Here is a 22,663-nt window from a genome sequence, read left to right as displayed (position 1 = left end):
GGGCACGCCAGCCGGGAGGACGCTGAACGCTGGTCAGTCGAGGCTGGCGAAGCCGCGGCCCTGCTGGACGCGGGCCTCGACCTCCACCAGGAACGACGGCAGGTCGTCGGGCGGGTCGCCCATCTTGCCGTCGGCGTAGCGGCGGTAGACGCCGGCGAGGATCCCGGCGGCGCGCCAGGCGGTGAACGCGAGCCAGTAGTCGAGCTGCCCGACCGGCTGGCCGGAGCGCTCGGCGTAGCGGGCGGCCAGCTCGTCGGTGGAGGCGAAGCCGTCGAGCGCGGAGGGCAGCTGCTCCCCGCCGGTCCGGGCATCCGTCGCCGACCAGGTGCGCAGCAGGTAGGCGACGTCCGCGAGCGGGTCACCGAGCGTGCACAGCTCCCAGTCCAGGATCGCGCGCAGCTCCCCGTCCGAGCCGAGCAGCGCGTTGCCGAGCCGGTAGTCGCCGTGCACGATGCGGGGCGCGGAGTCGGCGGGGCGGTTCGCGACCAGCCAGTCGTGCAGCCTCGTGATGCCGCCGAGGTCGCCCAGCCCGCAGGCGTCCCACTGCGCCGACCAGCGGCGGAGCTGGCGGTCGAGGTAGCCCTCGCGGCGGGCCAGGGTGCCCAGGCCGACCGTGTCGATGTCGATCGCGTGCAGGGCGGCGAGCGCGTCGACCAGGGCGTACCCCGTCCGACGGCGGGCTGCCGGTGACGGGAGGAGCTGGTCGGCGTCGGCCGCGTCGCGTACCACGAGGCCGTCGACGTGGCTCATCACGTAGAAGTGGGCGCCGGTGACCTCGGGGTCCTCGCACACTCCGAGCACGCGGGGAAGGGGGACGTCCGTGTCCGCGAGCGCGGCCATGATCCGGGCTTCGCGGGTGACGTCGTGGGCGGTGGCCAGCAGCGCGCCGACCGGCGGCCGGCGCAGCACGAACCGGGTGCCGTCGGCGTCGGTCGCGATGTACGTCAGGCAGGAGTGGCCACCGGTGACACGGTCGTAACTCAACGGTGGGGCGGCGCTCGTGACGTGCTCGCCGAACCAGCGGTCCACCTCCTGGACCGCGATGCCGAGCGGAGCCGGTGCCGTTTCGTGGACGTCCATCTGCGACCTGCCTCCCGCGAGCCACCCTGTGCCGGTCACGGCACTGGACCGAAGTGGTGCCTGCCGCTCGGACGGGGCGGCCCCGGGAGTCCCGGAACCGCCCCGCCGGTGGCGCGTCGGCGACTCAGGTGTTGCGGCCGCCGTTGACGCCGATCACCTGGCCGGTGATGTACCCGGCCTCCTCGGAGATGAGGAAGGACGCGGCGTTGGCGATGTCCTCGGGCCGGCCGGGGCGCCGCACGGGGGTGAGGTCGGCGTGGTGCTCGACGGTGCCGCCGAGCAGGCCGCGCTCCTCGGACGCCCGCAGCATGGGGGTGTCGACGAAGCCCGGCGGGATCGTGTTGACCGTGATCCCCTTGGGCCCGAGCTCCAGCGCGAGCGACTTGGTGAAGCCGACCAGACCCGCCTTGGTCGACACGTAGTGGACCATGTACTGCTGCCCGGACTGGGCGCTGGACGACGAGATGTTGACGATCCGGCCCCAGCCTGCCTCGATCATGTCCGGCACCGCGGCCTGGGTGCAGTAGAACGGCCCGTTGAGGTTCACCGCGACGATCCGGTCCCAGACCGCGTCGGTGATCTTCATGAACTCCTTGAAGCCGGTGATCCCGGCGTTGTTCACGAGCACCAGGACGGGGCCGTAGGTGCTCCGTACCTGGTCGAGCGCGGCGTTCACCGAGGCGCGGTCGGAGACGTCGACCTTGAAGGCGGTGGCCTCGTGCCCCTTCTGCCGGGCCTCCTCGGCGACGTTCTTCGCCGCCTCCTCGTTCAGGTCGAGGACGGCGGTGGCGAACCCGTCCTCGGCGAGACGGAGACTGATCGCGCGCCCGATGCCCGATCCACCTCCGGTGACGACTGCCGTGCGCCGTTCGGTCACTGTCCCGAACCTCCCTGTGGTAGCTGCGTCGCTGGTGATCGGTCGGCGATGTGAGAGCGCGCGAACCGTCAGACGGTTCACACGCTCTCACATCAGGCGAACAGAGTTACGCGACTGCCTCCTCGCCCGCCAGCGATGCGCGGTGCATCAACCTGGTGGACGTCGGTCCGTAAGGGAGGGCTCGGTGCAACATGCCGGTGTTGTCCCAGATCACCAGGTCGCCCTGGCGCCAGCGGTGCCGAAGGACGAACTGCGGCTGGGTCGCCCAGGCCAGGAGCCGGTCGAGCAGTGCCCGGCCCTCGTCGGCGGGCAGACCGACGACCTCGCCCGCCGTCGACCCCACGAGCAGCGACCTGCGGCCGTTGCCACGGGTCCACACGACCGGCTGCTCGCGGGTCGGGTTGCGATCCCAGGCCGCCCGTTCCTCCGGCGTGGGATCGGGGTTGGCCACCAGCTGGGAGGCGGTGAAGCTGTGCAGGGCACGCACGCCTTCCAGCTGCGCCTTCTCCTCGGCGGGCAGCGCCTCGTAGGCGGCGTAGGTGTTGGCGAACTCGGTGTCGCCCTCGCCGTCGTCCGACACCTGGCGCGCGGTGAGCAGGGTGGCCTTGTCCGGCACCGGGCCGGTGGTCCCGTCGATGTGCCAGTAGAACGTGGCCTCGCGATACGCCGCCAGCTTGCTCTGCGACGCGTCACGAGTGATCCGCTGGATCTCCTTGTACTTGTGGCTGCCCATCGGGAGCGGCAGGGCGTTGCCGAGCAGCTTGGCGAAGGCCACCAGGCTCTCGTCGTCGATGCCGGCCTCCCGGAAGACGACGACGCCGGTCTCCTCCAGCGCCGCGAGGGTGTCGTCAGCGACGCCCTTGTCGACGAGCTGGCTGCCGGTCAGCCCGCTGAACTCCGTGCCGGTGTTCGGAGTGATCTTCTTTGTGGTGGCGCCCATGGCAGTTCGCCTTCTTCAGAGGGCCGGTTCGACGGCGGTGTCGAAGAACGCGGCGCCCGAGTCCGGGATCCGCGGCTGCTTGAAGATGTTCACCGGGTACGACACCATGATCATCGAGTAGAGCAGGTGCAACAACCGGGTGTCCTGTTCGGACAGGTCGTTCACGTCCTGGGTGTCGAGGTAGGCCATCGCGTCCTCGGCGAGCGGCGCGATCGCGTCGTAGAACTCCTGCAGCTCGTCGATGGTCTTCGACAGCCGCTTCTCGTAGCGCTCGACCCGGGTCGCCAGTGCCCAGTCGGCGACCCAGACCTCGAGGGAGCTGAACTGCTCCGGCAGGGATGTCTCCACGGTGGTGGTCATGAGCTCGGCTTCCTCTACTTCTCGCTGCCGGACTGGTGCGCCGCGACGGCGTCCTGGACGACCTTGTGGAACTGGCGGATCATCAGTTCCATGTCGGACAGGTGGAAGGTCTGCAGTGCGCGGTTGTTGAGCTGAGACCAGGTGGCCTCCACCGTGTTCGTGTCCTGCATCGCGAACTCGATGGTGCTGTCGACGACGAGCTCCTGCGCGAGGCGCTCGGAAGCGTTCTTCGGCTCCGGGAAGTAGATGTCGACCTCGTAGGCGTGGGTGCCCACCGTCTCCGGGATGTACTGGTACGTGATGTAGTACCCGCGGCCCCACAGCTGGATCGACAGGTTCGGGAACAGCCAGTACTGGTCGTTGCTCCAGGACTGGACCTGGCCCGGGTTGCGGTCCGGCGTCAGGTGGCCGACGTCCTCACGGATGTCGTCCGGGCCGAACAGGCCGGCGCGGAACAGCCGGTAGACCCAGTTCATGTCCCGCTTCGCGGGGCCGACCGAGCCCGTCTTCTTCTTCAGCAGGGGCGGGCCGGGCACCGAGGTGAGCATGTGCGGGGTGAACAGGTCGTAGTGGTACGAGTCCATCGGCGGGACGAGCTTCTCCGCCTCGGCGACGTTGGTGTTGAGGAACCGGCCGTGGACGTAGGCCGGGTGGTACCACTCCAGCAGCGCGTCGATACCGATCTTCCAGTTGCCCTTGACCTTCGTCCGGAAGGACCAGTGGTTGGTGAACTTCTCGTACGGCCAGCTCTCCAGCTCGGTGGCCAGCTTCTCACCGAGGAACTGGCGCAGCGGCGGGGCGTCCTGGGAGAAGTTCACGAAGATGAAGCCGGCGAAGACCTCGCAGCGCAGCTGCGGCATGGCGAGCTCGTCGTCCGGGAGCGACTCGAAGAACTCGTTGCGCTTGGTCACGTAGGTGCACTTGCCGTCGAGCCCGTAACGCCAGCCGTGGTACTTGCAGGCGAACTGCCGGGAGGTGCCGGCGGTCTCGTGGGTGGGGTGCTCCTGCCAGACGACCTTGTTGCCGCGGTGCGCGCAGACGTTGTGCAGCGCGTACACCTCGCCGTCGGTGTGCCGGGTGATCACGATGGATCCGAGGCCCACGAACTCGCGGGTGAAGAAGGTGCCGTTGCGAGGCAGCTGCTCCATGCGGCCGACCTTCAGCCAGGTCCGCTTGAAGATCGCCTCGCGTTCGGCCTGGAAGAACTCTTCGGAGATCGAGTCCTCGTAGCTGACCGGACCGGTACCGAGGTTCGGATAATCCGGCGTGTACTTGCCTCTGCCGGTCGAAAGTCGTTCCTGGATGGCCATCGGCCCCAACCCCTTTCACAGAATGTGGTTCGTTCACACCGCCGGCGGGATCCACCCCGCCCGGGCGGTCCGGACGCCTGTCAGATCACCCCGTCGGCACGCAGCCGCGCGATCTCCTCCGGTGCCCGCTTGAGCAGGTCGCCAAGCACGTCGTCGGTGTGCGCGCCGAGCTCGGGCCCGAGCCAGCGGATCTCCCCCGGAGTGTCGGAGAGCGCGGGGATCACGTTGGGGACGGCCAGCGGACCGATCCGGGAGTCCTCGACGGTGATCGTCTCCCGGTGCCGGTACTGCGGATCGTCGAAGATGTCGGCGATGGAGTAGAGCTGCCCCGCCGGAACCTGGGCCGCCCGGCAGCGGGCGAGCACCTCCTCGCAGGGCAGCGAGCCGACCCATTCGCCGACCAGCGCGTTGACGAGGTCGCGGGCCGCGAGCCGGTTCGCCTTCGGGCCGAGCTGGTCGGCGTCCGCCAGCTCCGGGCGCTCCATGGCGCGGGTCAGCCGGGCGAACATGTCGTCGTTGGAGCAGGCGATCGCGACCCAGCGGTCGTCCTTCGCGCGGTAGTGGCTGTGCGGGAGCACGTTGACGGTGTCGGCGCCCATCCGCTCCCGGACGAAGCCGAACTGCTGGTAGGCGGGCGCGATCTCGTCCAGCGCACGGAAGATCGTCTCGTACAGCGCGAGGTCGACCACCTGGCCGCGGCCGGTGCTCTCTCTGGCTCGCAGCGCCATCAGCACACCGATGACCCCGTAGAGGCCGGTCATGTAGTCCGCCAGCGAGGTGGAGCCGGGGGTGACCGGGGTGCCACCGGGCTCGCCGGCCAGGTAGGCCAGGCCGGAGAAGGCGTGCGCGATCCGCGCGAAGCCGGGGAGGTCGCGGTTCGGCCCCGACTGCCCGTACGCCGAGACCCGCAGCAGGATCGCGCGCGGGTTCAGCTCCTGGATCGCCTCGGGGCCCAGCCCCCAGCGCTCCAGGACACCCGGGCGGAAGTTCTCGATGACGACGTCGGCCGTCGTGATGAGCTCCCGCAGGAGCTCCAGGCCGCGCGGGTCGGCGAGGTTCAGCGTCACCGACCGCTTGTTACGGCTCTCGCTGAGCCAGACCAGGGTGTCCCCACAGTCCGTCTCGGTGCCGAAGCGGCGCAGGTTGTCGCCGGTGTCGGGGCGCTCGACCTTGATGATGTCGGCCCCGAACTCGCCCAGGACCGTGGCGCAGAACGGCCCGGCCAGGTAGGTGCCCAGGTCAAGGACTCTGACGCCCTGGAGTGCGTGCATGCTGTCAGCTCCCGGTTGGTCCGTGGTTCGACAGTGAGCCGATTCTCAGGCCGACCAGGGCGCCGACACCGGGCCCCTGGCGCCGCCGCTGGGGCACGGCGCCGGCGGGGTGCCGCCGGCATCTAACTCGAACCGGTGGTCGGCGTGCTGGTCTTGGGGCACGCTGAACCGTGTCTGCTCGATCATGAGCCTGTCCCTTCGGCGGGGCGGATGAGAACCACGATCTTCCTCACCGGAAATGACGCTACCACATATAGCAGGTCGTCCTATAGTCGGACGCGCATGTTATTCTCCGCCGGTGACGATCGAGCGACCCTTCCGCTTCGCTGTCCAGGCGACGAAGGCGAGGTCGGCGGCCGAGTGGCGCGACCTCTCCCGTCGCGTCGAGGACCTGGGCTTCTCCACCCTTTTCCTCGCCGACCACTACCTGGGGCGTGGCCCCGCGCAGCAGGAGGCCCGCTGGCCACCGCAGTACCTGGCACCGATCGCGGCCATGGCCACCGCGGCTGCCCACACCACGACGCTGCGCGTCGGCTGCCGTGTCTTCTGTGTCGACTACCACGCCCCCGCCGTCCTGGCGAAGGAGGCGGCGACGATCGACCTGCTGTCCGACGGGCGGCTGGAGTTCGGTATCGGCGCCGGCTGGAGCGCGCCCGAGTACCGGGCGATGGGGGTGCCCTTCGAGTCGCCCGGGCAGCGGATCCGCAAGCTCACCGAGGCGATCGCGCTGTTCAAGGCCCACTGGTCCGGGGAGGACATCGACCAGCAGGGCGAGTTCGTCAACGTCACCGGCTACGCGGGGCTGCCGCTGCCCGTGCAGAAGCCGCACCCCCCGATCATGATCGGGGGTGGCAAGCGGCGGGTGCTGTCCCTGGCCGGGCGCGAGGCTGACATCGTGAGCATCTCGAACGTCCCCTTCGTCCCCGTGAACGAGGACGGCCTTACTCCCGCCCAGGAGGCGGAGCGCCGGACCGGGTACGTCCGGGAGGCCGCGGGTGAGCGCTTCGCCCACCTCGACATCGAGAGCTCGCCGTTCTTCACCAAGATCACCAAGGACGCCGAGGAGATCGAGACGGCGGTCGGCCGTGTCGCGGCCACCATGCAGGTAGAGGCCGCGGGCCTGATGCGGCATCCGAACGTGCTGGTCGGGTCCGTGGAGGAGATCGTCGACCGGCTCCAGGAACGGCGCACACAGTTCGGGGTGAACTATGTCAGCGTCCAGCAGTCGGAGATCGACAGTTTCGCCCCCGTCGTCGAACGCCTGGCGGGGCGGTGAGTGCCGGCAGGCGGCCCGGTCTCCGGGCCGCCTGCCGGCAGCCCGGCCGGCCGGAGCTCAGCGGGCGACGTAACCGCCGTCGACCGGGATGGCCGCCCCCGTGATGAACGAGGCCTCGTCGCTGGCGAGGAACAGCGCCGCCGCCGCCAGCTCCTGCGGCCGGCCCCAGCGACGCATCGGCTGGGGCAGGTTCTTGCCGGACGGCGGCTCGGAGTCGTCGTCCGCGTTCGCCAGGCCAGTCCAGGTCATGCCCGGGCAGATCGCATTGACCCGTATACCGCTCTCGGCATAGTCCAGAGCGGCCGACTTGGTGAGCTGAATGACTCCGCCCTTCGCGGCAGAATACCCGGCCTTACCCTTCCAGCCGACCAGCCCCGCAGCCGACGCGGTGTTGATGACCGAACCGCCGCCGTGCCGCAGCATCGCCGCTATTCCGTACTTCATCCCGAGGAAGACACCCTTGAGGTTGACGGCGACCACCAGGTCGAAGGTCTCCTCCTCGATGTCTGCCAGGGGGTTGGGCGGCCCGCCGAAGCCAGCGTTGTTGAAGAGCACGTCGAGCCGCCCGAACTCGCGCTCGGCGGTTTCGATCATATTCTTCGCGTCCGCGGCGAGTGACACGTCGGCATGCACCGCGACCGCGCCGTCACCAATCGCGGCCGCCGTCTCCTTCTCGCGGCCGCTGATGTCGGCGCACACGACCCGGGCGCCCTCCCGACCGAACAAAAGGGCGGTGGCTCGGCCTATGCCGGAGCCGGCGCCGGTTACCACCGCGACCTTCCCGTCCAGGCGTCGCGCGGGAAATGAATCCGGAATCTGCTCGACCATGCAGGTCATACTACACATCGGTCGTCCGGGGTAAAAGCGTCCGGCGGCGGGGCCGGTTCACGGTCAGCGCGGGCCGGATGACGAAGAACGAAAACCGTGCGAAAGGCCGTCGGGGCCGCGCGCGGATATTCTCCTGCGCTTTTCCGGCGGTGCGGCGGTGCCGCGGCACCGCCAGGTGGGTCCACGGCAATCCGCGTGCGCCCGCGTGCGCACGCGCGGGTCCGGCCGGTCGGCCGACCGGCCGACCGGCCGACCGGACCCGACTCGTGGGCGCCTGCCGCCGGCTCAGGCGCCGGCCAGTGACGCCTTGTACAGAACGTTCGCGGCCAGCCGCATGTGTGCCGCGTCGACCAGGCGGCCGTCCCGGCCGATCGCCCCCACGCCCTCGGCCTCGGAGGCCCGGTAGATCGCCACCGCCTCGTGGGCCTCGGCGACCTCCTGCTCCGTCGGCGCGAACACCTCGTTGGCGATGGGCACCTGGCCCGGATGGATGGCCCACTTGCCGTCGAACCCGAGCAGGCTCGCGTGGGTGGCCGAGCGGCGGTAGCCGTCGACGTCCTGGTACGCCGGGTACGGCGCGTCGATCGCGTCGATGCCCGCGCCGCGCGCCGCAGCCAGCACCTGCACGCGGGCGAAGTGCCAGAAGTCGCCGGGGTACTCGCTGACCGGATCGAAGTTGCCGTCCACCCGGGCCTTCAGCGATGCGGAGAGGTCGCCGGCGCCGAAGATGATCGCCTCGAGGCGGTTGCTCGCCCGGGCGATCTCGGCGGCGTTGGACAGGCCCTCCGCCTCCTCGATGAGGACCTCCAGCGCGATTCTCCGGGTCAGCCCGAGCTTGTGCTCCAGCTGCGTGAGCAGCACGTCCACCCACCAGACGTCACGGGCCGACCGCGCCTTGGGCACGATCAGCACGTCGACGGCCTCGCGGGCACCCGTCACGATCTCGATGATGTCGTCGTGGCACCAGGGCGTGTCCAGCCCGTTGACGCGGACGGCGCGGACCGTCCGCCCCCAGTCGTGACCGGTCAGAGCGCGGACGGCGATGCCGCGCGCGGCCTCCTTGGCGGCGGGCGCGCAGGCGTCCTCCAGGTCGAGGAAAACCAGGTCGGCGCCCGACGAGGCGGCTTTCTCGCACATGCGCTCGCTGCTGGCCGGAGTTGCCAGCTCGGACCGGCGCGCGCGCGGCCCGGCAGATTTCGCTCCAGCCGTGGAACGGATGGGCGGTGAATTGTCAGATGCGGCCTCCGCCAGGCCGGGAACGTCCACACTCTGCGCTGACACAACTGCCTCCCTGAGTCCTGCGCCGGCCGGGCAGGTGGCCGGAGCCTGATACTTCCCCGGTCTGGGACCGAGTCTTCCGAGAACGCGCCATGAGCCGCGTCAATGTCTTCCCGTCGCCCGCGTGATCTCGCCGGAACGAGGCCGGCTGATCCCGGGGAGAGCGGTTCCCCGGGGTGTGTTCAGCCGCGCGGCGCCGCGCCGCGCCGCGAATGTCGACGAAGGTTCCCGGGGACGACCACAGGCGCGGGCCCGGCGGTCCGAGGAATACGATCCCGCCCTGGCTCCCTCAGGCGCGGGCCTTCCCGCCGGGAGGTGGCCGAACGGTGCACGCCCGGCGGGGAATCCGCGACGGGTGCGCACCGGCCCGGGCAGGATTTGGCCGGGCCGGCCAGTCCTGAGGACGATTTCTCCGTGCGATCTTGGGTCCGGTGCCGGGCCGGGCAGCCGGCGGAGGTCAGGATGATGACGCCCGCCGGCGAGCGCACGGCCGAATATGCTCCCAGTGGATCACTTTCCCTCGGCACGGTAGCGGGCTGTGGATTCGGTTGTTCGATTTAGATGCCAACGTTAGTGTTGTCGCATGACAACCGCAACTGTCGGCGGCGCCGGGGCACGGGCCGCCGCCGCCGCGCCGGCGGTGGTCTGGGGCGGCTCCGGCACGTGAGCCTGCCTGTCGGCGGCGGAGGAACCCGGCCTGGTCGCGGGCGGCGCGAACGGCGCTGCCGGTGCGGGCGGCGCGGGCGGCGCGGCTGGCTGGCCGGCCGGCAGGCCGGTGGTCGTAGCGGGCCGGTGGCGGGTGGCAGCCGCGCGCGGGATCGTCTCCCTGTCTGAGTGTGTTGCACATATTTGACTGATCACTACCGCGGGCCGTGTCCGGAGGGACTCATGCAGCAGCAAGAACATCTGTTCATCGGGGGCGAATGGGTCGCGCCGAGCGGCACGGCCACGATCGAGGTCGTCTCTCCGCACAGCGAACAGGTCATCGCCCGCATCGCCGCGGCCGGCAGGGAGGACGTCGACCGGGCCGTGGCGGCGGCGCGCCAGGCCTTCGACGAGGGACCCTGGCCGCGCCTCGACCCGGCCGAGCGCGCCGAGGTCATCCGTCGCCTGGCCGCGCTGGTCAAGCCGCGCCGCAAGGAGCTCGCCGAACTGATCACCGCCGAGATGGGCGCGCCGATCTCGTTCGCGAAGCTGTCACACGTCACGCTGCCGATGTTGATGATGGGCGCCTTCGCCGACATCGCCGTCAACCTCCCCTGGGAGGAGCCGCGGAAGGGCTTCTACGGCCAGGACATCCTCCTGCGCAAGGAGCCCATCGGGGTCGTCGCCGCCATCGTCCCGTGGAACATGCCGCTGTTCCTGACCGTCGGGAAGCTGGTACCGGCACTGCTCGCCGGCTGCTCGGTGATCCTCAAGCCGTCGCCGGAGACGCCGCTCGACGCCTACGCGCTGGCGGATCTCCTCGGTGAGGCCGGGCTGCCGCCGGGCGTCGTGAGCGTGCTGCCCGGCGACCGGGATCTCGGCGAGTACCTCGTCGCGCACCCGGGCGTTGACAAGGTCTCGTTCACCGGGTCCACCGCGGCCGGGCGGCTGGTCGCGGCCTCCTGCGGATCGAACCTCAAGCGCGTCAGCCTGGAGCTCGGCGGCAAGTCCGCCGCCGTGGTGCTCGACGACGCCGACCCGGCCGCGGTCGCCGCCGGTGTGGAGATCGCCGGACTGATGAACAGCGGGCAGGCCTGTGTGGCCCAGACCCGCATCCTCGTTCCCCGCTCGCGCTACGACGAGTACCTGGACGCGCTGGTGGCGATGGTCGAGTCGCTTCCGGTCGGCGACCCGACCGACCCGGCGACGAAGGTCGGCCCGCTGGTCGCCCGCCGGCAGCAGGAGCGGGTGCGGAGCTACATCGAGGTGGGCCAGAAGGAGGGTGCGCGGCTGGTCACCGGCGGTAGCGACCTGCCGGCCGGAGTGGACAGCGGCTGGTACGTGCGTCCGACGGTCTTCGCGGACGTCGACAGCGGCATGCGCATCGCCCAGGAGGAGATCTTCGGGCCGGTGCTGACGGTACTGCCGTACAGCGACGACGCCGAGGCCATCCGGGTCGCCGATGACACCGAGTACGGCCTGTCCGGGTCGGTGTGGACGTCGGACGTCGAGCGGGGCCTCGCCGTCGCCCGCCGGGTCCGCAGCGGGACCTTCGGCGTCAACCAGGCGTACAGCATGGACCCGAACGCGCCGTTCGGTGGGGTGAAGGCCAGTGGCATCGGGCGTGAGCTGGGCCGCGAGGGCATCGAGAGCTACCTCGACGTGAAGTCGATCTCGGTGGCGCCGGCGTCCTGACCGGCGGCCGGCGCACGGCTGGGACCCGCCTGCCTCGGGGCCGCTGTAGGGCCCCCGGGCAGGCGCTGGTCCCAGGGTGGTGACGCGCCGCATGTCGAGGCGCGGGGTGCAGACGTGTCGCGTGACCGGTCGCGACGACGTCACAGCACGGTTTCACGGCACGGTTGCCGCGCCAGCCCGGGTGGGCGGCGCTGCCGCACTGCGGACTGCGTACTGCGTAGGTACTGCGACTACGGCTACCGCGGATGCGGAGTGCCGCGGCCCACTGGCCGTGGGCCCGTCGCCGTCAGGGGGTGGGTGCGGACGATGTGTCGACGGCAACCCAACGGCGGGCGTGCGAGGAGGCGGCGCCGAGGTCCTGGAGCCGGCGCAGACCAGCGGTGACTTCGGCGGGGGGCAGACCCAGGTCCAGCGCGAGGACTCGTGCGCGCACCGGCCGGTCGGCCCGGGCGAGGGCGTCGCGGACGGCGAGGACGTTGCGGTCGGCGCGGGTCAGCTTGTCCCGGTACCTGCGTTGAGGCTGGCGCGGGACGTCCCCGGTTAACCTGCTCTTCGCCTGGAGGGGGCCCGTGGGAGAGGTCACAGAATGCACTGCATCACCTTTCTCGATTTCGCTTAACTCCAACAATGCCTAGTTTCGCGGCGGTCGTCATGGTGAGGTTCGCCGCGTCACGCTAAGTGTTTGGGACAATACAGCTTGCCCATTGGTGCGTTCGGGTAACACCACGATCTCTTCGCTGCCGCAGCGCCTGTGTGACCGGAGCTACGCCGCCCGGGCCACCCGTAGGTGCTGGGTGGCCCGGGCGCCGCGGGGCCTTCGCTCCGGCCGGCGCCGGCCGGCTGCCGTGATCGACGGAATGCTCCGGACGAGCCGCATGTCGCTGCCGGTGCCCGTCGAACGGCCCGAGTTTTCCCTGTCTATTGGCTCTCATTCTACGAAGAATTTCCTGAAGGCCGGAACATGTCGCAGGCGTCCTGATAGCGACAGCGGCGTCGGTAAGAGACATCCGGAGCGGCCTCGTCGTGCCCCTCCGGCGTGGGCCCGGCCGGGCCGGTGGCCGCGCCGGTGCCGTGTTCCCCGCCGCCCTGGCCGGCCGCGCCGCGGGACGCCGATGGGCCGGTGGCGGCCGGCGTGGACGGCTGGGCATGGTGCCCCCCTCTCGGTCGGCGGTGGTCGACAATCGTTCTGCTGGAGTTGCTCAGTGGTGGAACGACGCGCGGCTCCCGTCGCCCGGCCACCTCCCGGCCTGCCGGTCGGTCAGTCGGCAGACGACCCGCCGCAGATCGTCCAGGAGCAGATGTGCGAGATCGCGGCTGAATTCCGCCCGTACAACGATCCGCAGCACGGCGAGATCCGTCAGAGCGGGTGGGAAGTGATAGGCCGGAACCAGCCAGCCGCGGGTGCGCAGCGCCTCCGAGACGTCGAAGACGCTGAAGTCCGTCCCGTCCCTCACCGTGAACGCGAACGCCGGGATCCCGGAGCCGTCCGAGATCAGTTCGAAGGGCCCGAGTTTCGAGATCTCGTCGGCCAGCCATCGCGCATTGTCACGGCACGTGCGGGCGGCGAGCTGGTAGCCCGCGCGACCGAGCCGCAGCAGCGAGTAGTACTGGGCGACGACCTGTGCTCCGGGCCGGGAGAAGTTGAGGGCGAAGGTCGGCATCGTGCCGCCGAGATAGTCGACGTCGAACACCAGATCGGCCGGGAGGTGCCCGGTGTCCCGCCACACCACCCAGCCGACGCTCGGGTACACCAGCCCGTACTTGTGCCCGGAGGCGTTGATGGAGACAACGCGGTCGAGTCGGAAGTCCCAGCGCAGGGCCGGGTCGCAGAACGGGGCGATGAAGCCTCCGGAGGCGGCGTCGACGTGCACGGGGACGTCGGGCCCGCCCGTCGCGGCCAGCTGGTCGAGCGCGGAGGCGATCTGCTCGACCGGTTCGTAGGTCCCGTCGAAGGTCGATCCCAGAACGGCGACGACGCCGATCGTGTTCTCGTCGCAGTGAGCGGCCGCCTCCTCCGGGGTCAGGTGGGTCCGCCCGGGGGCGAGCGGGACCAGCCGCGGCTCGACGTCCCAGTAGCGGGCGAACTTCTCCCAGCAGACCTGGACGTTCGCCCCCATGACGAGGTTCGGCTGCGGCTCGGTGTGCGGTGGCCGGGCGCCACGGTCCCGCCATCGGCGCAGGAGGGCGAGGCCGGCCAGCATGCAGGCCTCGGACGAGCCGGTCGTGGAGCACCCGATCGTGTGCGCGACGTCCGGGGCGTTCCACAGGTCCGCGAGCATGTTCACGCACCGGGACTCCAGCTCGGCGGTCTGCGGGTACTCGTCCTTGTCGATCATGTTCTTCGCGGCGCACTCGGCCATCAGCCTGTCCGCGTGCTCGTCCATCCAGGTGGTCACGAACGTCGCCAGGTTCAGCCGGGCGTTCCCGTCCAGCATCAGCTCGTCGTGCACGATCTGGTAGGCAGCCTCCGGTGACATCGACGAACGCGGTATCCGGTACCGGGGCACCGAGGTGTCCTCGTCCAGGACCGACAGGTGTGGGCGCACCGCGACGTTCTGGTCGCCACGTTCGCCGCGAACCCGGCCATGCAGGGCCATGGGTGGTTCCTCCTCCCGGCTGCCTCCGGTGTCGCCCTGAGTCTGCGACTCAGCAAGCGATCACGCCAGGTGACGTACCGGGTGTGGAGAGTGTCGCCGGGTGGCACGCCGTCGCCCGCGGCAGCTCAGCGGGGCCGTCGGCGGCGCCCGGTCAGAAGGCGCCGGTCAGCGGCCGCCGGTCGGAGAGCGTCGGTCAGAGAGCGTCGGTCAGCGGCCGTCCCGGCTGCCCGGACACCAGTCCCGAGGTGCTGGCGGACGACGCCTCGGTGGACGATCCCGTTGCCAGGCGCTCGACGAGGAGCAGCGCGAGATCGTCATGCAGGTTGCCGCCGACGTGCCCGGCAAGCGCGCTGGTCAGCTGGTCGAGCGCGATGTCGGGGGACACCCCCCGCAGCAGGTCCACGTGCCGTTCGAGCTGGAAGAAGGCCCGGTCACCGTCGCGGGCCTCGATCAGCCCGTCGGTGAACAGCAGCAGGCGGTCACCGACGTCCCAGCCCGCGGTGGTCGTGGCGAAGCGGTCGCCGAGGCCCAGCGGTGGGGAGAACGGGCAGGTCAGCGCGGCTGTGCTCGCGGCCCCGAGGAGCAGCGGAGGGTGATGGCCGGCGGAACAGAGGCTGAGCCGGCCGTCCGGGTGGATGTCGAGCAGCAGGGCGGTCACGAAGTCCTCGGGGTCCGCCTCGCGGCTGACCGAACGCGCGCATGCCGCCGCGACCTGCTCCTGATCGAGCCAGGTGCACGCTGCCTCACGGAAGGCGCCGAGCACCACTGTCGCCAGCCGTACGGCGGGCAGCCCCTTGCCACGGACGTCACCGATGATGACCCGGATCGAGTGCTGGGTCGCGACGACCTCGTAGAGATCGCCGCCGACCGAGGCCTCCCGGGCGGCGGAGAGGTAGCGCGCGGCGAATCCCGCGCCGTGCAGCTGGCCGGGGATCTCCGGGAGCAGGGCCCGCTGGGCGACCTCGGCCACGGCGCGGACCTGCCGCAGCTCCGAGGTCCGCCTCGTCCGGTGGACGGCGATGTACACCGCCACCGCCGCCTGCGCCGCGACAAGCACGCATGCGGCGATGTGCTGGCCGTTGCCGAACCGGTGGTCCCACAGGCCCGAGGTAACCGCCACGACCTCGCTGAACAGCCCCACGCCCAGGGCCACCCCCGCCGGGCAGGCGACCGCCGCCACCAGCGCCCCGAGGCCGAAGTAGCCGGTCGTGGACAGCGTGGTGGACACACCCACCACGATCGCGGCGGCGAGGACCAGCAGGCCGGCGGCCAACGGCTCCCAGTAGCCTCGAACCCGGTCAACCACGGTGGTGAGCATGTGCCATTGTCCCGAGAGAAACGCTTTTGTCAGCGGGGGACTGTCACATCGGCCGCGCGGCGGACGCCTCCAGACGTCCCGGGTAACGGGTGTACCACTTCTCGACGTCCTCCAGCTCCGCGGCGAGGGAGATCAGTGTCCCTTCGTAGCCGGCCGGGCCCATCAGCTGCGCACCCACCGGCAGTCCCGCCGGCGTGAGCCCCGCGGGGACGTTCACCGACGGCCAGCCGAGCACGTTCCACGGCCAGGTGTACGGGCAGGCGGCGACGATCGCCTGGTCGGTCTCCCAGTTCGTCGGCCGGTTCAGCTCCCCGACCCGCGGCGGCGGCACGGCCGTCGACGGCGCGAGCAGGACGTCCACCGTCCGGAACAGGCGTCCGATGCCGGCCCGTGCCACCGCCTCCGCCGCCCGGCTCGGGCGGAGCAGCGGTCGTAGCGCCCGGCCGGTGCGGGCGTTCGCCAACGTCCGCGGGTCGAGGAGACCGGGATCGGGCACCCGGCGGGACCAGTCCCGGATGCCGTCCATCGACCGGGGGAGGAACAGCAGCCCGAGCAGGCCGTAGAACGGGTCGGCGGGCACCACCTCATGGCCCAGCCGCGCCAGTACCTCGGCGAGACGCTCCACCGCGGCGCGGACGGCCGGATCGAGGGCGGCGGGCATCCCGCTGTAGGGGATCCGCAGCGACAGGCCGATCCGCAGCCGTGGCGGCGGCCGCTCCGCCGCCCGGGCGAACGGCTCCACCGGCGGCGACGGGCGGTCCCGGTCCACCGGGAGGCTGCCGCTCAGCAGATCCAGCAACAGCGCGCCGTCAGCGACGGTGCGGGTGAGCGGCCCGAACGTCGTGAGCCCGTTGAACTGCTCGGGCACCGGCGCGCTCGAGATCCGCCCGCGCTGGGGCTTGATACCGACAAGATGGGTCCAGGCGGCGGGAATGCGGACCGATCCGGCACCGTCCGAGCCGATCGCGGCGGGCACCAGCCCGGCGGCGACCGCCGCCGCCGCGCCGCCGGACGAGCCGCCCGGGGAGTAGTCGAGGTTCCACGGGTTGCGGGTGGCGCCGAACGCCGGACCCTCGGTGAAGGGCCACTGCCCGAACTCGGGAGTGTTCGTCTTCCCCACGATGACGGCGCCCGCGGCCCGCAGCCGGCGGACCATCTCGCAGTCCTCGGTGGCGGGCGGGAAGTCGCCGGCGGCACCGAACGCGGTCGGCAGGCCGGCGATGTCCGTGTCATCCTTGATCGCCACCGGGACTCCCAGCAGCGGCAGCCGCTCCCCGGCTGCCAGCCGGCGGTCGGCCTCGTCGGCCTCGGCGAGAGCCTGATCGGTACGCAGGAACCGGAAGGCGTTGAGTGTCGTGGCGGACGCCTGCGCGCGGTCCAGGCTGGCCGCGACGAGCTCGCGTGACCCGACCTCCCCCGAGGCCAGCCTGCCGGCGAGCTCCCGCAGGCCGGGCAGGCCGTCGAGCTGGTAGCCGTCCGTCCACACATCCGCGGTACCTGACATCAGCCACCTCCTGGACGCGACACGCGCGGCGGAGCCGTGGACAGCACGCTAGCCGACCCGATACGCCCGCTCCCCGGCCCGGCGGGACATGAGACGTACGCGGCAGATGTCGGCCGTCGAGCCGATGCGCACATCCGTGCACCCGGCGGCCTATGTGGCAGGCCACGCCCTGATACGCGGACAGGTCGGTTATCCATGGCATGGGTGGGTATTCGGCCAACGGACGCGTGTGAGCAACCCCGGATTCGTCATCGGTTCACCGCACGCGAGACTCGCAGACCCGCCGAGGAGGACAACGAGATGACCGAGGGCATGAGTACCCGCCACACCGAGCCGACCGCATCGCCCCCCGCCTCCGCCCCAGTGCCCGATCTCGGGGGCCCGGCCGCTGCCGGAGCGGCCCCGGGCCCCGCGCGCCACGTCCCGCCGGTGGTGGACCCCGCTGCCCGCCCCGTTCCCACCGCGGCCGCGGCGGACGCCGCATCCGGTGGCTCCGCCGGGGCAGCCGGGGCAGCCGACCGGGTCGCCCCGGTCGCCGGCGCGGCTTCCGGTGGCACCGCCGGCTCGGACGACACCGCCTCCGGCGACGGCGCTGCCAACGCCGATCTCCGCGCCCGTTTCAACGAGGTGACCTCCGGGCTCGCCCCGCACGTGGCGGCTGCCACGGAGAAGACGCGCGACGCCGCCGGGAAGGCCGCCGAGGTGGTCCGGGACAAGGTGATCCAGACCCCGGCCCTCGCGTCCGCGGCCGGGCGCACCGTCGAGGCGAAGGACCGTGCGGTCGGCACTGTCCGCGAGCAGCTCGACCAGCACCCGCAGGTGGCGGCCGCCGCCGAGCGGACAGCGGCCTCCGGCGGCAAGGCTGCCCGGTCGGCGGGCCAGCAGGCCCGGCGGCATCCGGGCGCGACCGGTGGCGCCGTGTTCGGTGCCGCGGCACTCCTCTTCCTCCGGCGGGTCACCCGGCGGCGGAAGGCCGCGCGCAACGCGCAGTAGCGCGCAGTAGCGCGGAGCGGCACGCCACGCGTCGTTACAAAAGGGCTGACAGGCGCCTTTCAGGATGAAGTGTTTATAGGTGGACGATCCGGGGACAAAGCAATCAGTCGCTCGAAGTGAGCGAACATCTCGGTAAGGGAGAGCCACAGATGCTCACGTTCATCGTCGTCATGGTCCTGCTCGGTCTGATTGCCGGCGCCGTCGCACGGCTGGTTCTCCCGGGCCCGGACCCGATCGGCATTCTCGGCACGATTGGCGTCGGAATCATCGGCTCTTTCGTCGGTGGCTTCCTCGGCTATGTCCTCTTCGGCAAGGACCTGGGTGAGGGCGCTCTGCAGCCGTCCGGGGTCATCGGCTCGATCATCGGCGCGATCATCGTGCTCGCCGTGTGGCGCGCGATCAGCGGCCGTGGCGTCTCCCGGAACCACCACCGCAGCCGCCGGTACGCCCGCCGGTAAGCAGCCGGCGGTCCCGTGTCCGGGAGCCGCGGCTGACGGGCCCAGCTGACGGGCCGAGCAGGGCCGGAGCAGGACACAGGCCGCCGCCCCAGGTTTCTCTGGGGTGGCGGCCTTCTGCTGTGCCGGGGCCCGTGTTCCGCGAGGTGGAGCTCCTGCTGCCCGTGGTGGGCAGGGCGCAGCACCAGCTCCGTGTCGGGACCCGACACGGAGCTCGACGCCAGGCGCAGGGGCTCGTGGCTCGCACCTTGCGGCGGCAAAGCCGGATTACTACCTTGTGTGTGGACTGTCGGGTCGGTGCGTCGTCGCGAGGGCGCGCCGACATTTGTCTGGATGTGCGATTTGTTGCTTGTCGGCAGATGTTCCATCCAGGTCTTGGGTCAAAATGTGTCGTCCACGAGTCATCCGTTTTACGGATTATGAGTTTCTGCTGAGGCATCCTGGAGGCATGCCGCTGTACCCGGTTGCCCCCTTGCCAGGCATCCACGTGCCGGCCGAGTCGTGCCCTGGTCCGCGCGGTACTCTTCGAGGCGCGGCCCGGCCCGGCGGTGTGGCGTACCGAATGCCGGAAAGTCGCGGGAGCGCCGGGTGCCCCCGGCAGCGTGCAGGTCGCTCCGGGATGGCGGGATCGCATGTCTGTCTCCTGCGGACCGGTATGTCGACATGCCAGCAGGAAAGGCCGGGAGGGGCGAGCCGTGAACGCGGTCAAGGTGAGGTCGGTAGGCGCGGAGGACCTCCCTGTGCTCAGCGACATCGACAAGAGGATCTTCGGTCCGCTGGCCTACCCCAGGTTCGTCCTTCGCCAGTACTTCGATGTCCATCAGCGGGAGATCCTGGTCGCGGAGGAGTCCGGCGAGCTCGTCGGCTATTCGATCGCGGTTCGCTGTGGCTCGGACGACGAGCGCGAACTCGCCCACTTCCTGGCGCTCGGGGTGGACACGTCGCACCGGCGCCAGGGGGTGGGGCGCCTGCTGGCAGAGGAGACCCTCGACAGCCTGCGCCTCCGAGGGGTGCGCCGGGTGCGCCTGGCGGTCGCGCCGCGCAACACGGTCGCGATTGCTCTTTACGAGTCGTTGGGCTTTACCCGGATCGGTGCCGAGGACGACTACTACGGCCCCGGCGAACCGCGGCTGCTGTTCGACCTGGCCTGGCCCCACACCGAACCCGCCGGCCCGGGCTCGTCGGGAACTGCCGCCTACTGAGCGGAACTCGGGCAGTGCGGCCGCCACACCGCACGCCAGCTCTTCCAGCTCTTCCAGCTCTTCCGGCCTTTCGGGCCCTTCCAGCTCTTCCGGCCTCGCCAGTCCTTCCAGGCGCTTCCTGCCTCGGTCGCCGTCGTAGGACGCGCCCTCTCGCGGCGGTGAAGGCCGCGTATCCGACCTGCGGCGCCGCGCGCCCGCGCCGTGCCCTGGCAGCGCGCCCACGCCCGGCCGCCTCCGTGCGCCCGGGCCCGGTGGCCGCGCGCACGCAGGGATTCTCCGCGCGCGGCCGGCCCCGCGATCCGCCGCCCCCAGCCGCCCGGCCCGACCGCGGCCCGGCCCGAGACAGTGACGCGCGCATTCAGTGGGAGCAGATGTGCACGTAAAACCAATGGAACCCGTGGGACCCGGCAAGCCGCGGAGGGCGAACTCCGCGGGTGAATGGGACAGATTCGACCCCGACGCCTATTACGAGCTCAACTATTCCGCGCTGCGCGCGGATGACCGGCAGATTCTCGAGGGTGTCCGGGCCTACTTCGCCACCTTCGCCGCCGCCGCGGCGGCGGAGCGCCCGCTGAGCGGGCTGGATGTGGGGAGCGGCAGCAACCTCTACCCAACCCTGTCCATGCTGCCGTGGTGTGACCAGATAACGCTGGTCGAGTTCGGTGCGAGCAATGTGGCCTGGCTGGAGAAGGAGATCAAGGCCTACGGTGCGACCTGGGACGAGTTCTGGGACGTCCTGTGCCAGGAGCCCGCCTACGGGGCGGTCGAGGACCCGCGGCGCCTGCTGGCGGAGCGGGCGACCGTCAGCCAGGGCAGCGTCTTCGAGCTGGACCGGGCCCGCTGGGAGATCGGGACCATGTTCTTCGTCGCCTGCTCCATCTCGGAGAAGGAGGACGAGTTCCGTCGGGCGTCGGAGTGCTTCCTGAACGCGCTCGTGCCGGGCGCGCCGTTCGCCATGGCGTACATGGAGAAGTCGGAGGGCTACCGCGTCCGTGATGTTGCCTTCCCGGCCGTGTCGCTGGACATGACGCAGATTCAGGACAGCCTGGACGGGCTGGCCACGGACCTGAAGGTCAACCGCATCGTCGTGGCGGAGCTGCTGCGCGAGGGATACGAGGCCATGGTTCTCGTCTGCGGTCGCACCCGGCGTGAGCCGGTGCCGGGCGCACGGATACCGGACTGAGGGGCCCCGCCATGGACATCCGACCGCGGCAGCTCCTGCTGGAGATGTGGAAGGCCGCCGCAGATTATTCCTACGGCGACGGCACGTGGCGTTTCGCCGGTCGTGCCGCGCCGAACTCGACCAGCGACGCGGAGCAGATGCTCTGCCTGATGTACCCCGCCTACCAGATGACCGGGATGGGTTTCGTCAGGCCGGACGAGACGGCCAGGGACGTGTGCACGGCGCTGGAGGGCCTCGGTGACGCCCGGCAGATCCCGCAGGTGCTGAGCCGGGCACTCGTGCAGTACCTGCAGCGGTACACCGACAGCAACGGGGCGCCTGTCTTCGCCGGCGGTTCCTATTTCCAGACACTGCATGAGGGCGACACAATCACCCCCGACCAGGAGGCGCTGGAGGTCGTCGACTCCTTCTCGATGTCCATCACGCTCTCACTCGCGATTCTCGGCTTCGTCAAGGAGTTCCGGCCGACGGTGCGCCGCAGCGCGCTGCTCGACGAGATGCGGGCGCTGGAGGCGGCTGCGTCGCACCGGCTTACGGCATCGATGGTGGGTATTCTGCGGTGCTTCACCGTGCGGTCGTTCACCCCCGACTCGCCGGATGGGCAGGCACTGCGTGATCTTGTCAACACGGACGACTCGCCGCGTGAGAGAGTGCTCGACTCCTTCCGGGAGGCCCTGGTCCCGGCACGTACCGCGCTGCGCGAACTGAAACTGGGTGTCGACCTCTCCAGCAGCGACGTGGTGGAGGACGACTCCCTGCTGTTCGAGTGCGGCTGGTCCTGGGGCGTCATCCGGGACGCCCCGCCCGTCGATCCGGGCGGGAACTACGAGGTGGCCCAGGCGAAGGGCCTTGCCGAGGCCCGCCCGTCGCTCTACTTCACCCTCTCCGCGCTCGACGGCATTGCTGACCTCTTCTCGGAGCGCACTCGCCGGCTCGGCCTCATCAGTCCGGAGCAGGAGGGCCTGGTCGGCGCGCTGGCGCTGCGGCAGAACCTGGCTCAGCTGTACTGGGCGACCATCGCCCGTTTCGGCCGGGCCCGCTGGGCGGTCGAGGAGATTCCGTGGCGGGGCCGGCTCGTCGCCGACGAGGGCCCCGAAACGGACTACGACACCCTGCTCGCCGCCTCCATCACCATCGAGGCACTGGCCACCGAGCGGGCGAGGGACGTCGACGTCGCGCGCATCGCCTCCGTTCTCGAGGAACTGGCGATCCGGGGCCGGGTGACCCGGCGCGCCCGCCTGCGTGAGCAGGCCACCCTGCTGCACGTGCCCGGCGTCCGCATGGAGCTGCCCGGCGCGGAGGACCTGGGTCCCCCCCTGGTCTGGCCGGTGGCCGACTTCTCGACGGCGCTGCTCAAGCGGGTCGCTCGCACGGCCTCGGTCACCCGCGACAGCGCGTTGCGGGACAGGCTGCTCACCCTGGCCGACCAGATCTGGCTCAGGCACCTCCAGCGCCGGCAGATCACGGCCGGGCCGGGGGCGGGGCTGTGGGACGACATCGCCGACATGTTCAAGGTGGAGATGCCGGACAAGGAGCCGTCCTGGTACTTCACCGAGCGGATCATGGAGGCCCTGGTCTCCGTCGCGACCATCGCCAACACCCGCCCGTACAGCAGCCGGCTCGCCGAACTGGCCCTGGACATGATCGCCGAGGCCGACCATCTGCACGCCGGTGAGCTCCTGCGCCAGTCGCCGACCGCCGCGCTGCCCGCCCGCACCCAGCTGCACGGAATCGGAGCGAGCCTGAGACGGGCCCGGGAGCTGCGAGAACGCCAGCCGGCGACGGCGGTCGCCATCGTGCAGGAGGCGCTGCGCGATCTCGACAAGCTCGCCCTCGCCCGGCGCGGATGAC

General features: G+C 70.9%; 19 protein-coding genes. 8 read left to right on the top strand and 11 right to left on the bottom strand.

Annotation, left to right across the window (positions count from 1 at the left end):
* Positions 1-33: 33 nt before the first annotated feature.
* The 6 genes from AB1460_RS08385 to AB1460_RS08360 form a co-directional block, all read right to left on the bottom strand.
* Positions 34-1,080: a phosphotransferase family protein gene (locus AB1460_RS08385; protein WP_368960079.1), complete on the bottom strand. Its 1,047-nt coding sequence runs from the start codon at positions 1,078-1,080 to the stop codon at positions 34-36.
* Positions 1,081-1,204: 124 nt separating this feature from the next.
* Positions 1,205-1,957, bottom strand: coding sequence for an SDR family NAD(P)-dependent oxidoreductase (locus AB1460_RS08380; RefSeq protein ID WP_368960077.1), 753 nt, complete (start codon positions 1,955-1,957; stop codon positions 1,205-1,207).
* 106 nt (positions 1,958-2,063) lie between these two features.
* Entirely contained in the window at positions 2,064-2,897 is an 834-nt protein-coding gene (locus AB1460_RS08375) for a TauD/TfdA dioxygenase family protein (RefSeq protein WP_368960076.1), read from the bottom strand.
* A 15-nt stretch (positions 2,898-2,912) separates the two neighbouring features.
* Positions 2,913-3,257: a hypothetical protein gene (locus AB1460_RS08370; RefSeq protein WP_018637117.1), complete on the bottom strand. Its 345-nt coding sequence runs from the start codon at positions 3,255-3,257 to the stop codon at positions 2,913-2,915.
* 14 nt (positions 3,258-3,271) lie between these two features.
* A complete protein-coding gene (locus AB1460_RS08365; protein WP_368960074.1) occupies positions 3,272-4,567 on the bottom strand; it encodes an aromatic ring-hydroxylating oxygenase subunit alpha in 1,296 nt (431 codons plus the stop codon).
* Positions 4,568-4,647: 80 nt separating this feature from the next.
* Positions 4,648-5,838 (bottom strand): CaiB/BaiF CoA transferase family protein, encoded by a 1,191-nt coding sequence (locus tag AB1460_RS08360; protein WP_071085327.1) that lies wholly within the window; start codon positions 5,836-5,838, stop codon positions 4,648-4,650.
* 298 nt (positions 5,839-6,136) lie between these two features.
* Between AB1460_RS08360 and AB1460_RS08355 the strand changes: the two genes are divergently transcribed.
* Positions 6,137-7,114 carry a TIGR03621 family F420-dependent LLM class oxidoreductase gene (locus AB1460_RS08355; protein ID WP_368960073.1) on the top strand — a complete coding sequence of 326 codons (978 nt, stop codon included), beginning with the start codon at positions 6,137-6,139 and terminating at the stop codon, positions 7,112-7,114.
* A 57-nt stretch (positions 7,115-7,171) separates the two neighbouring features.
* Here AB1460_RS08355 and AB1460_RS08350 read toward each other — a convergent pair whose 3' ends face one another.
* Positions 7,172-7,942, bottom strand: coding sequence for an SDR family NAD(P)-dependent oxidoreductase (locus AB1460_RS08350; RefSeq protein WP_368960100.1), 771 nt, complete (start codon positions 7,940-7,942; stop codon positions 7,172-7,174).
* A 285-nt stretch (positions 7,943-8,227) separates the two neighbouring features.
* Entirely contained in the window at positions 8,228-9,106 is an 879-nt protein-coding gene (locus AB1460_RS08345; protein ID WP_368960098.1) for an HpcH/HpaI aldolase/citrate lyase family protein, read from the bottom strand.
* Between the two features lie 1,002 nt (positions 9,107-10,108).
* Between AB1460_RS08345 and AB1460_RS08340 the strand changes: the two genes are divergently transcribed.
* Complete coding sequence (locus AB1460_RS08340; protein WP_368960071.1) at positions 10,109-11,560, top strand: aldehyde dehydrogenase; 1,452 nt, start codon at positions 10,109-10,111, stop codon at positions 11,558-11,560.
* Between the two features lie 334 nt (positions 11,561-11,894).
* Complete coding sequence (locus AB1460_RS08335; RefSeq protein WP_368960070.1) at positions 11,895-12,104, top strand: hypothetical protein; 210 nt, start codon at positions 11,895-11,897, stop codon at positions 12,102-12,104.
* Between the two features lie 655 nt (positions 12,105-12,759).
* Here AB1460_RS08335 and AB1460_RS08330 read toward each other — a convergent pair.
* The 3 genes from AB1460_RS08330 to AB1460_RS08320 form a co-directional block, all read right to left on the bottom strand.
* The gene (locus tag AB1460_RS08330; protein WP_368960068.1) at positions 12,760-14,157 is read right to left on the bottom strand and encodes a glutamate decarboxylase; all 1,398 of its coding nucleotides are present in this window, start codon (positions 14,155-14,157) and stop codon (positions 12,760-12,762) included.
* Between the two features lie 193 nt (positions 14,158-14,350).
* The gene (locus AB1460_RS08325) at positions 14,351-15,475 is read right to left on the bottom strand and encodes a PP2C family protein-serine/threonine phosphatase (RefSeq protein ID WP_368960067.1); all 1,125 of its coding nucleotides are present in this window, start codon (positions 15,473-15,475) and stop codon (positions 14,351-14,353) included.
* 43 nt (positions 15,476-15,518) lie between these two features.
* The gene (locus AB1460_RS08320; RefSeq protein ID WP_368960066.1) at positions 15,519-16,979 is read right to left on the bottom strand and encodes an amidase; all 1,461 of its coding nucleotides are present in this window, start codon (positions 16,977-16,979) and stop codon (positions 15,519-15,521) included.
* 300 nt (positions 16,980-17,279) lie between these two features.
* Between AB1460_RS08320 and AB1460_RS08315 the strand changes: the two genes are divergently transcribed.
* The 5 genes from AB1460_RS08315 (at position 17,280) to AB1460_RS08295 (ending at position 22,662) form a co-directional block, all read left to right on the top strand.
* Positions 17,280-17,972 carry a hypothetical protein gene (locus tag AB1460_RS08315; protein ID WP_368960064.1) on the top strand — a complete coding sequence of 231 codons (693 nt, stop codon included), beginning with the start codon at positions 17,280-17,282 and terminating at the stop codon, positions 17,970-17,972.
* A 149-nt stretch (positions 17,973-18,121) separates the two neighbouring features.
* Positions 18,122-18,430, top strand: a complete 309-nt coding sequence (locus tag AB1460_RS08310) for a GlsB/YeaQ/YmgE family stress response membrane protein (RefSeq protein WP_368960063.1) — start codon at positions 18,122-18,124, stop codon at positions 18,428-18,430.
* A gap of 737 nt (positions 18,431-19,167) precedes the next feature.
* Entirely contained in the window at positions 19,168-19,629 is a 462-nt protein-coding gene (locus AB1460_RS08305; RefSeq protein ID WP_368960061.1) for a GNAT family N-acetyltransferase, read from the top strand.
* 388 nt (positions 19,630-20,017) lie between these two features.
* A complete protein-coding gene (locus AB1460_RS08300; RefSeq protein WP_368960059.1) occupies positions 20,018-20,812 on the top strand; it encodes an SCO2525 family SAM-dependent methyltransferase in 795 nt (264 codons plus the stop codon).
* 11 nt (positions 20,813-20,823) lie between these two features.
* Entirely contained in the window at positions 20,824-22,662 is a 1,839-nt protein-coding gene (locus AB1460_RS08295; RefSeq protein WP_368960058.1) for an SCO2524 family protein, read from the top strand.
* Position 22,663: the final 1 nt, after the last annotated feature.

Origin of the sequence: Parafrankia sp. FMc2, from assembly GCF_041008525.1 — a bacterium.
Classification (GTDB): domain Bacteria; phylum Actinomycetota; class Actinomycetes; order Frankiales; family Frankiaceae; genus Parafrankia.
This window is presented reverse-complemented; position numbering and strand designations above follow the sequence as displayed.

Coding starts and splice junctions, on each gene's coding strand:
- AB1460_RS08385 (WP_368960079.1), bottom strand. CDS start 1,080: ATGGACGTCCACGAAACGGCACCGGCTCCGCTCGGCATCGCGGTCCAG.
- AB1460_RS08375 (WP_368960076.1), bottom strand. CDS start 2,897: ATGGGCGCCACCACAAAGAAGATCACTCCGAACACCGGCACGGAGTTC.
- AB1460_RS08370 (WP_018637117.1), bottom strand. CDS start 3,257: ATGACCACCACCGTGGAGACATCCCTGCCGGAGCAGTTCAGCTCCCTC.
- AB1460_RS08365 (WP_368960074.1), bottom strand. CDS start 4,567: ATGGCCATCCAGGAACGACTTTCGACCGGCAGAGGCAAGTACACGCCG.
- AB1460_RS08360 (WP_071085327.1), bottom strand. CDS start 5,838: ATGCACGCACTCCAGGGCGTCAGAGTCCTTGACCTGGGCACCTACCTG.
- AB1460_RS08350 (WP_368960100.1), bottom strand. CDS start 7,942: ATGGTCGAGCAGATTCCGGATTCATTTCCCGCGCGACGCCTGGACGGG.
- AB1460_RS08340 (WP_368960071.1), top strand. CDS start 10,109: ATGCAGCAGCAAGAACATCTGTTCATCGGGGGCGAATGGGTCGCGCCG.
- AB1460_RS08330 (WP_368960068.1), bottom strand. CDS start 14,157: ATGGCCCTGCATGGCCGGGTTCGCGGCGAACGTGGCGACCAGAACGTC.
- AB1460_RS08325 (WP_368960067.1), bottom strand. CDS start 15,475: ATGCTCACCACCGTGGTTGACCGGGTTCGAGGCTACTGGGAGCCGTTG.
- AB1460_RS08320 (WP_368960066.1), bottom strand. CDS start 16,979: ATGTCAGGTACCGCGGATGTGTGGACGGACGGCTACCAGCTCGACGGC.
- AB1460_RS08315 (WP_368960064.1), top strand. CDS start 17,280: ATGACCGAGGGCATGAGTACCCGCCACACCGAGCCGACCGCATCGCCC.
- AB1460_RS08310 (WP_368960063.1), top strand. CDS start 18,122: ATGCTCACGTTCATCGTCGTCATGGTCCTGCTCGGTCTGATTGCCGGC.
- AB1460_RS08300 (WP_368960059.1), top strand. CDS start 20,018: ATGGAACCCGTGGGACCCGGCAAGCCGCGGAGGGCGAACTCCGCGGGT.
- AB1460_RS08295 (WP_368960058.1), top strand. CDS start 20,824: ATGGACATCCGACCGCGGCAGCTCCTGCTGGAGATGTGGAAGGCCGCC.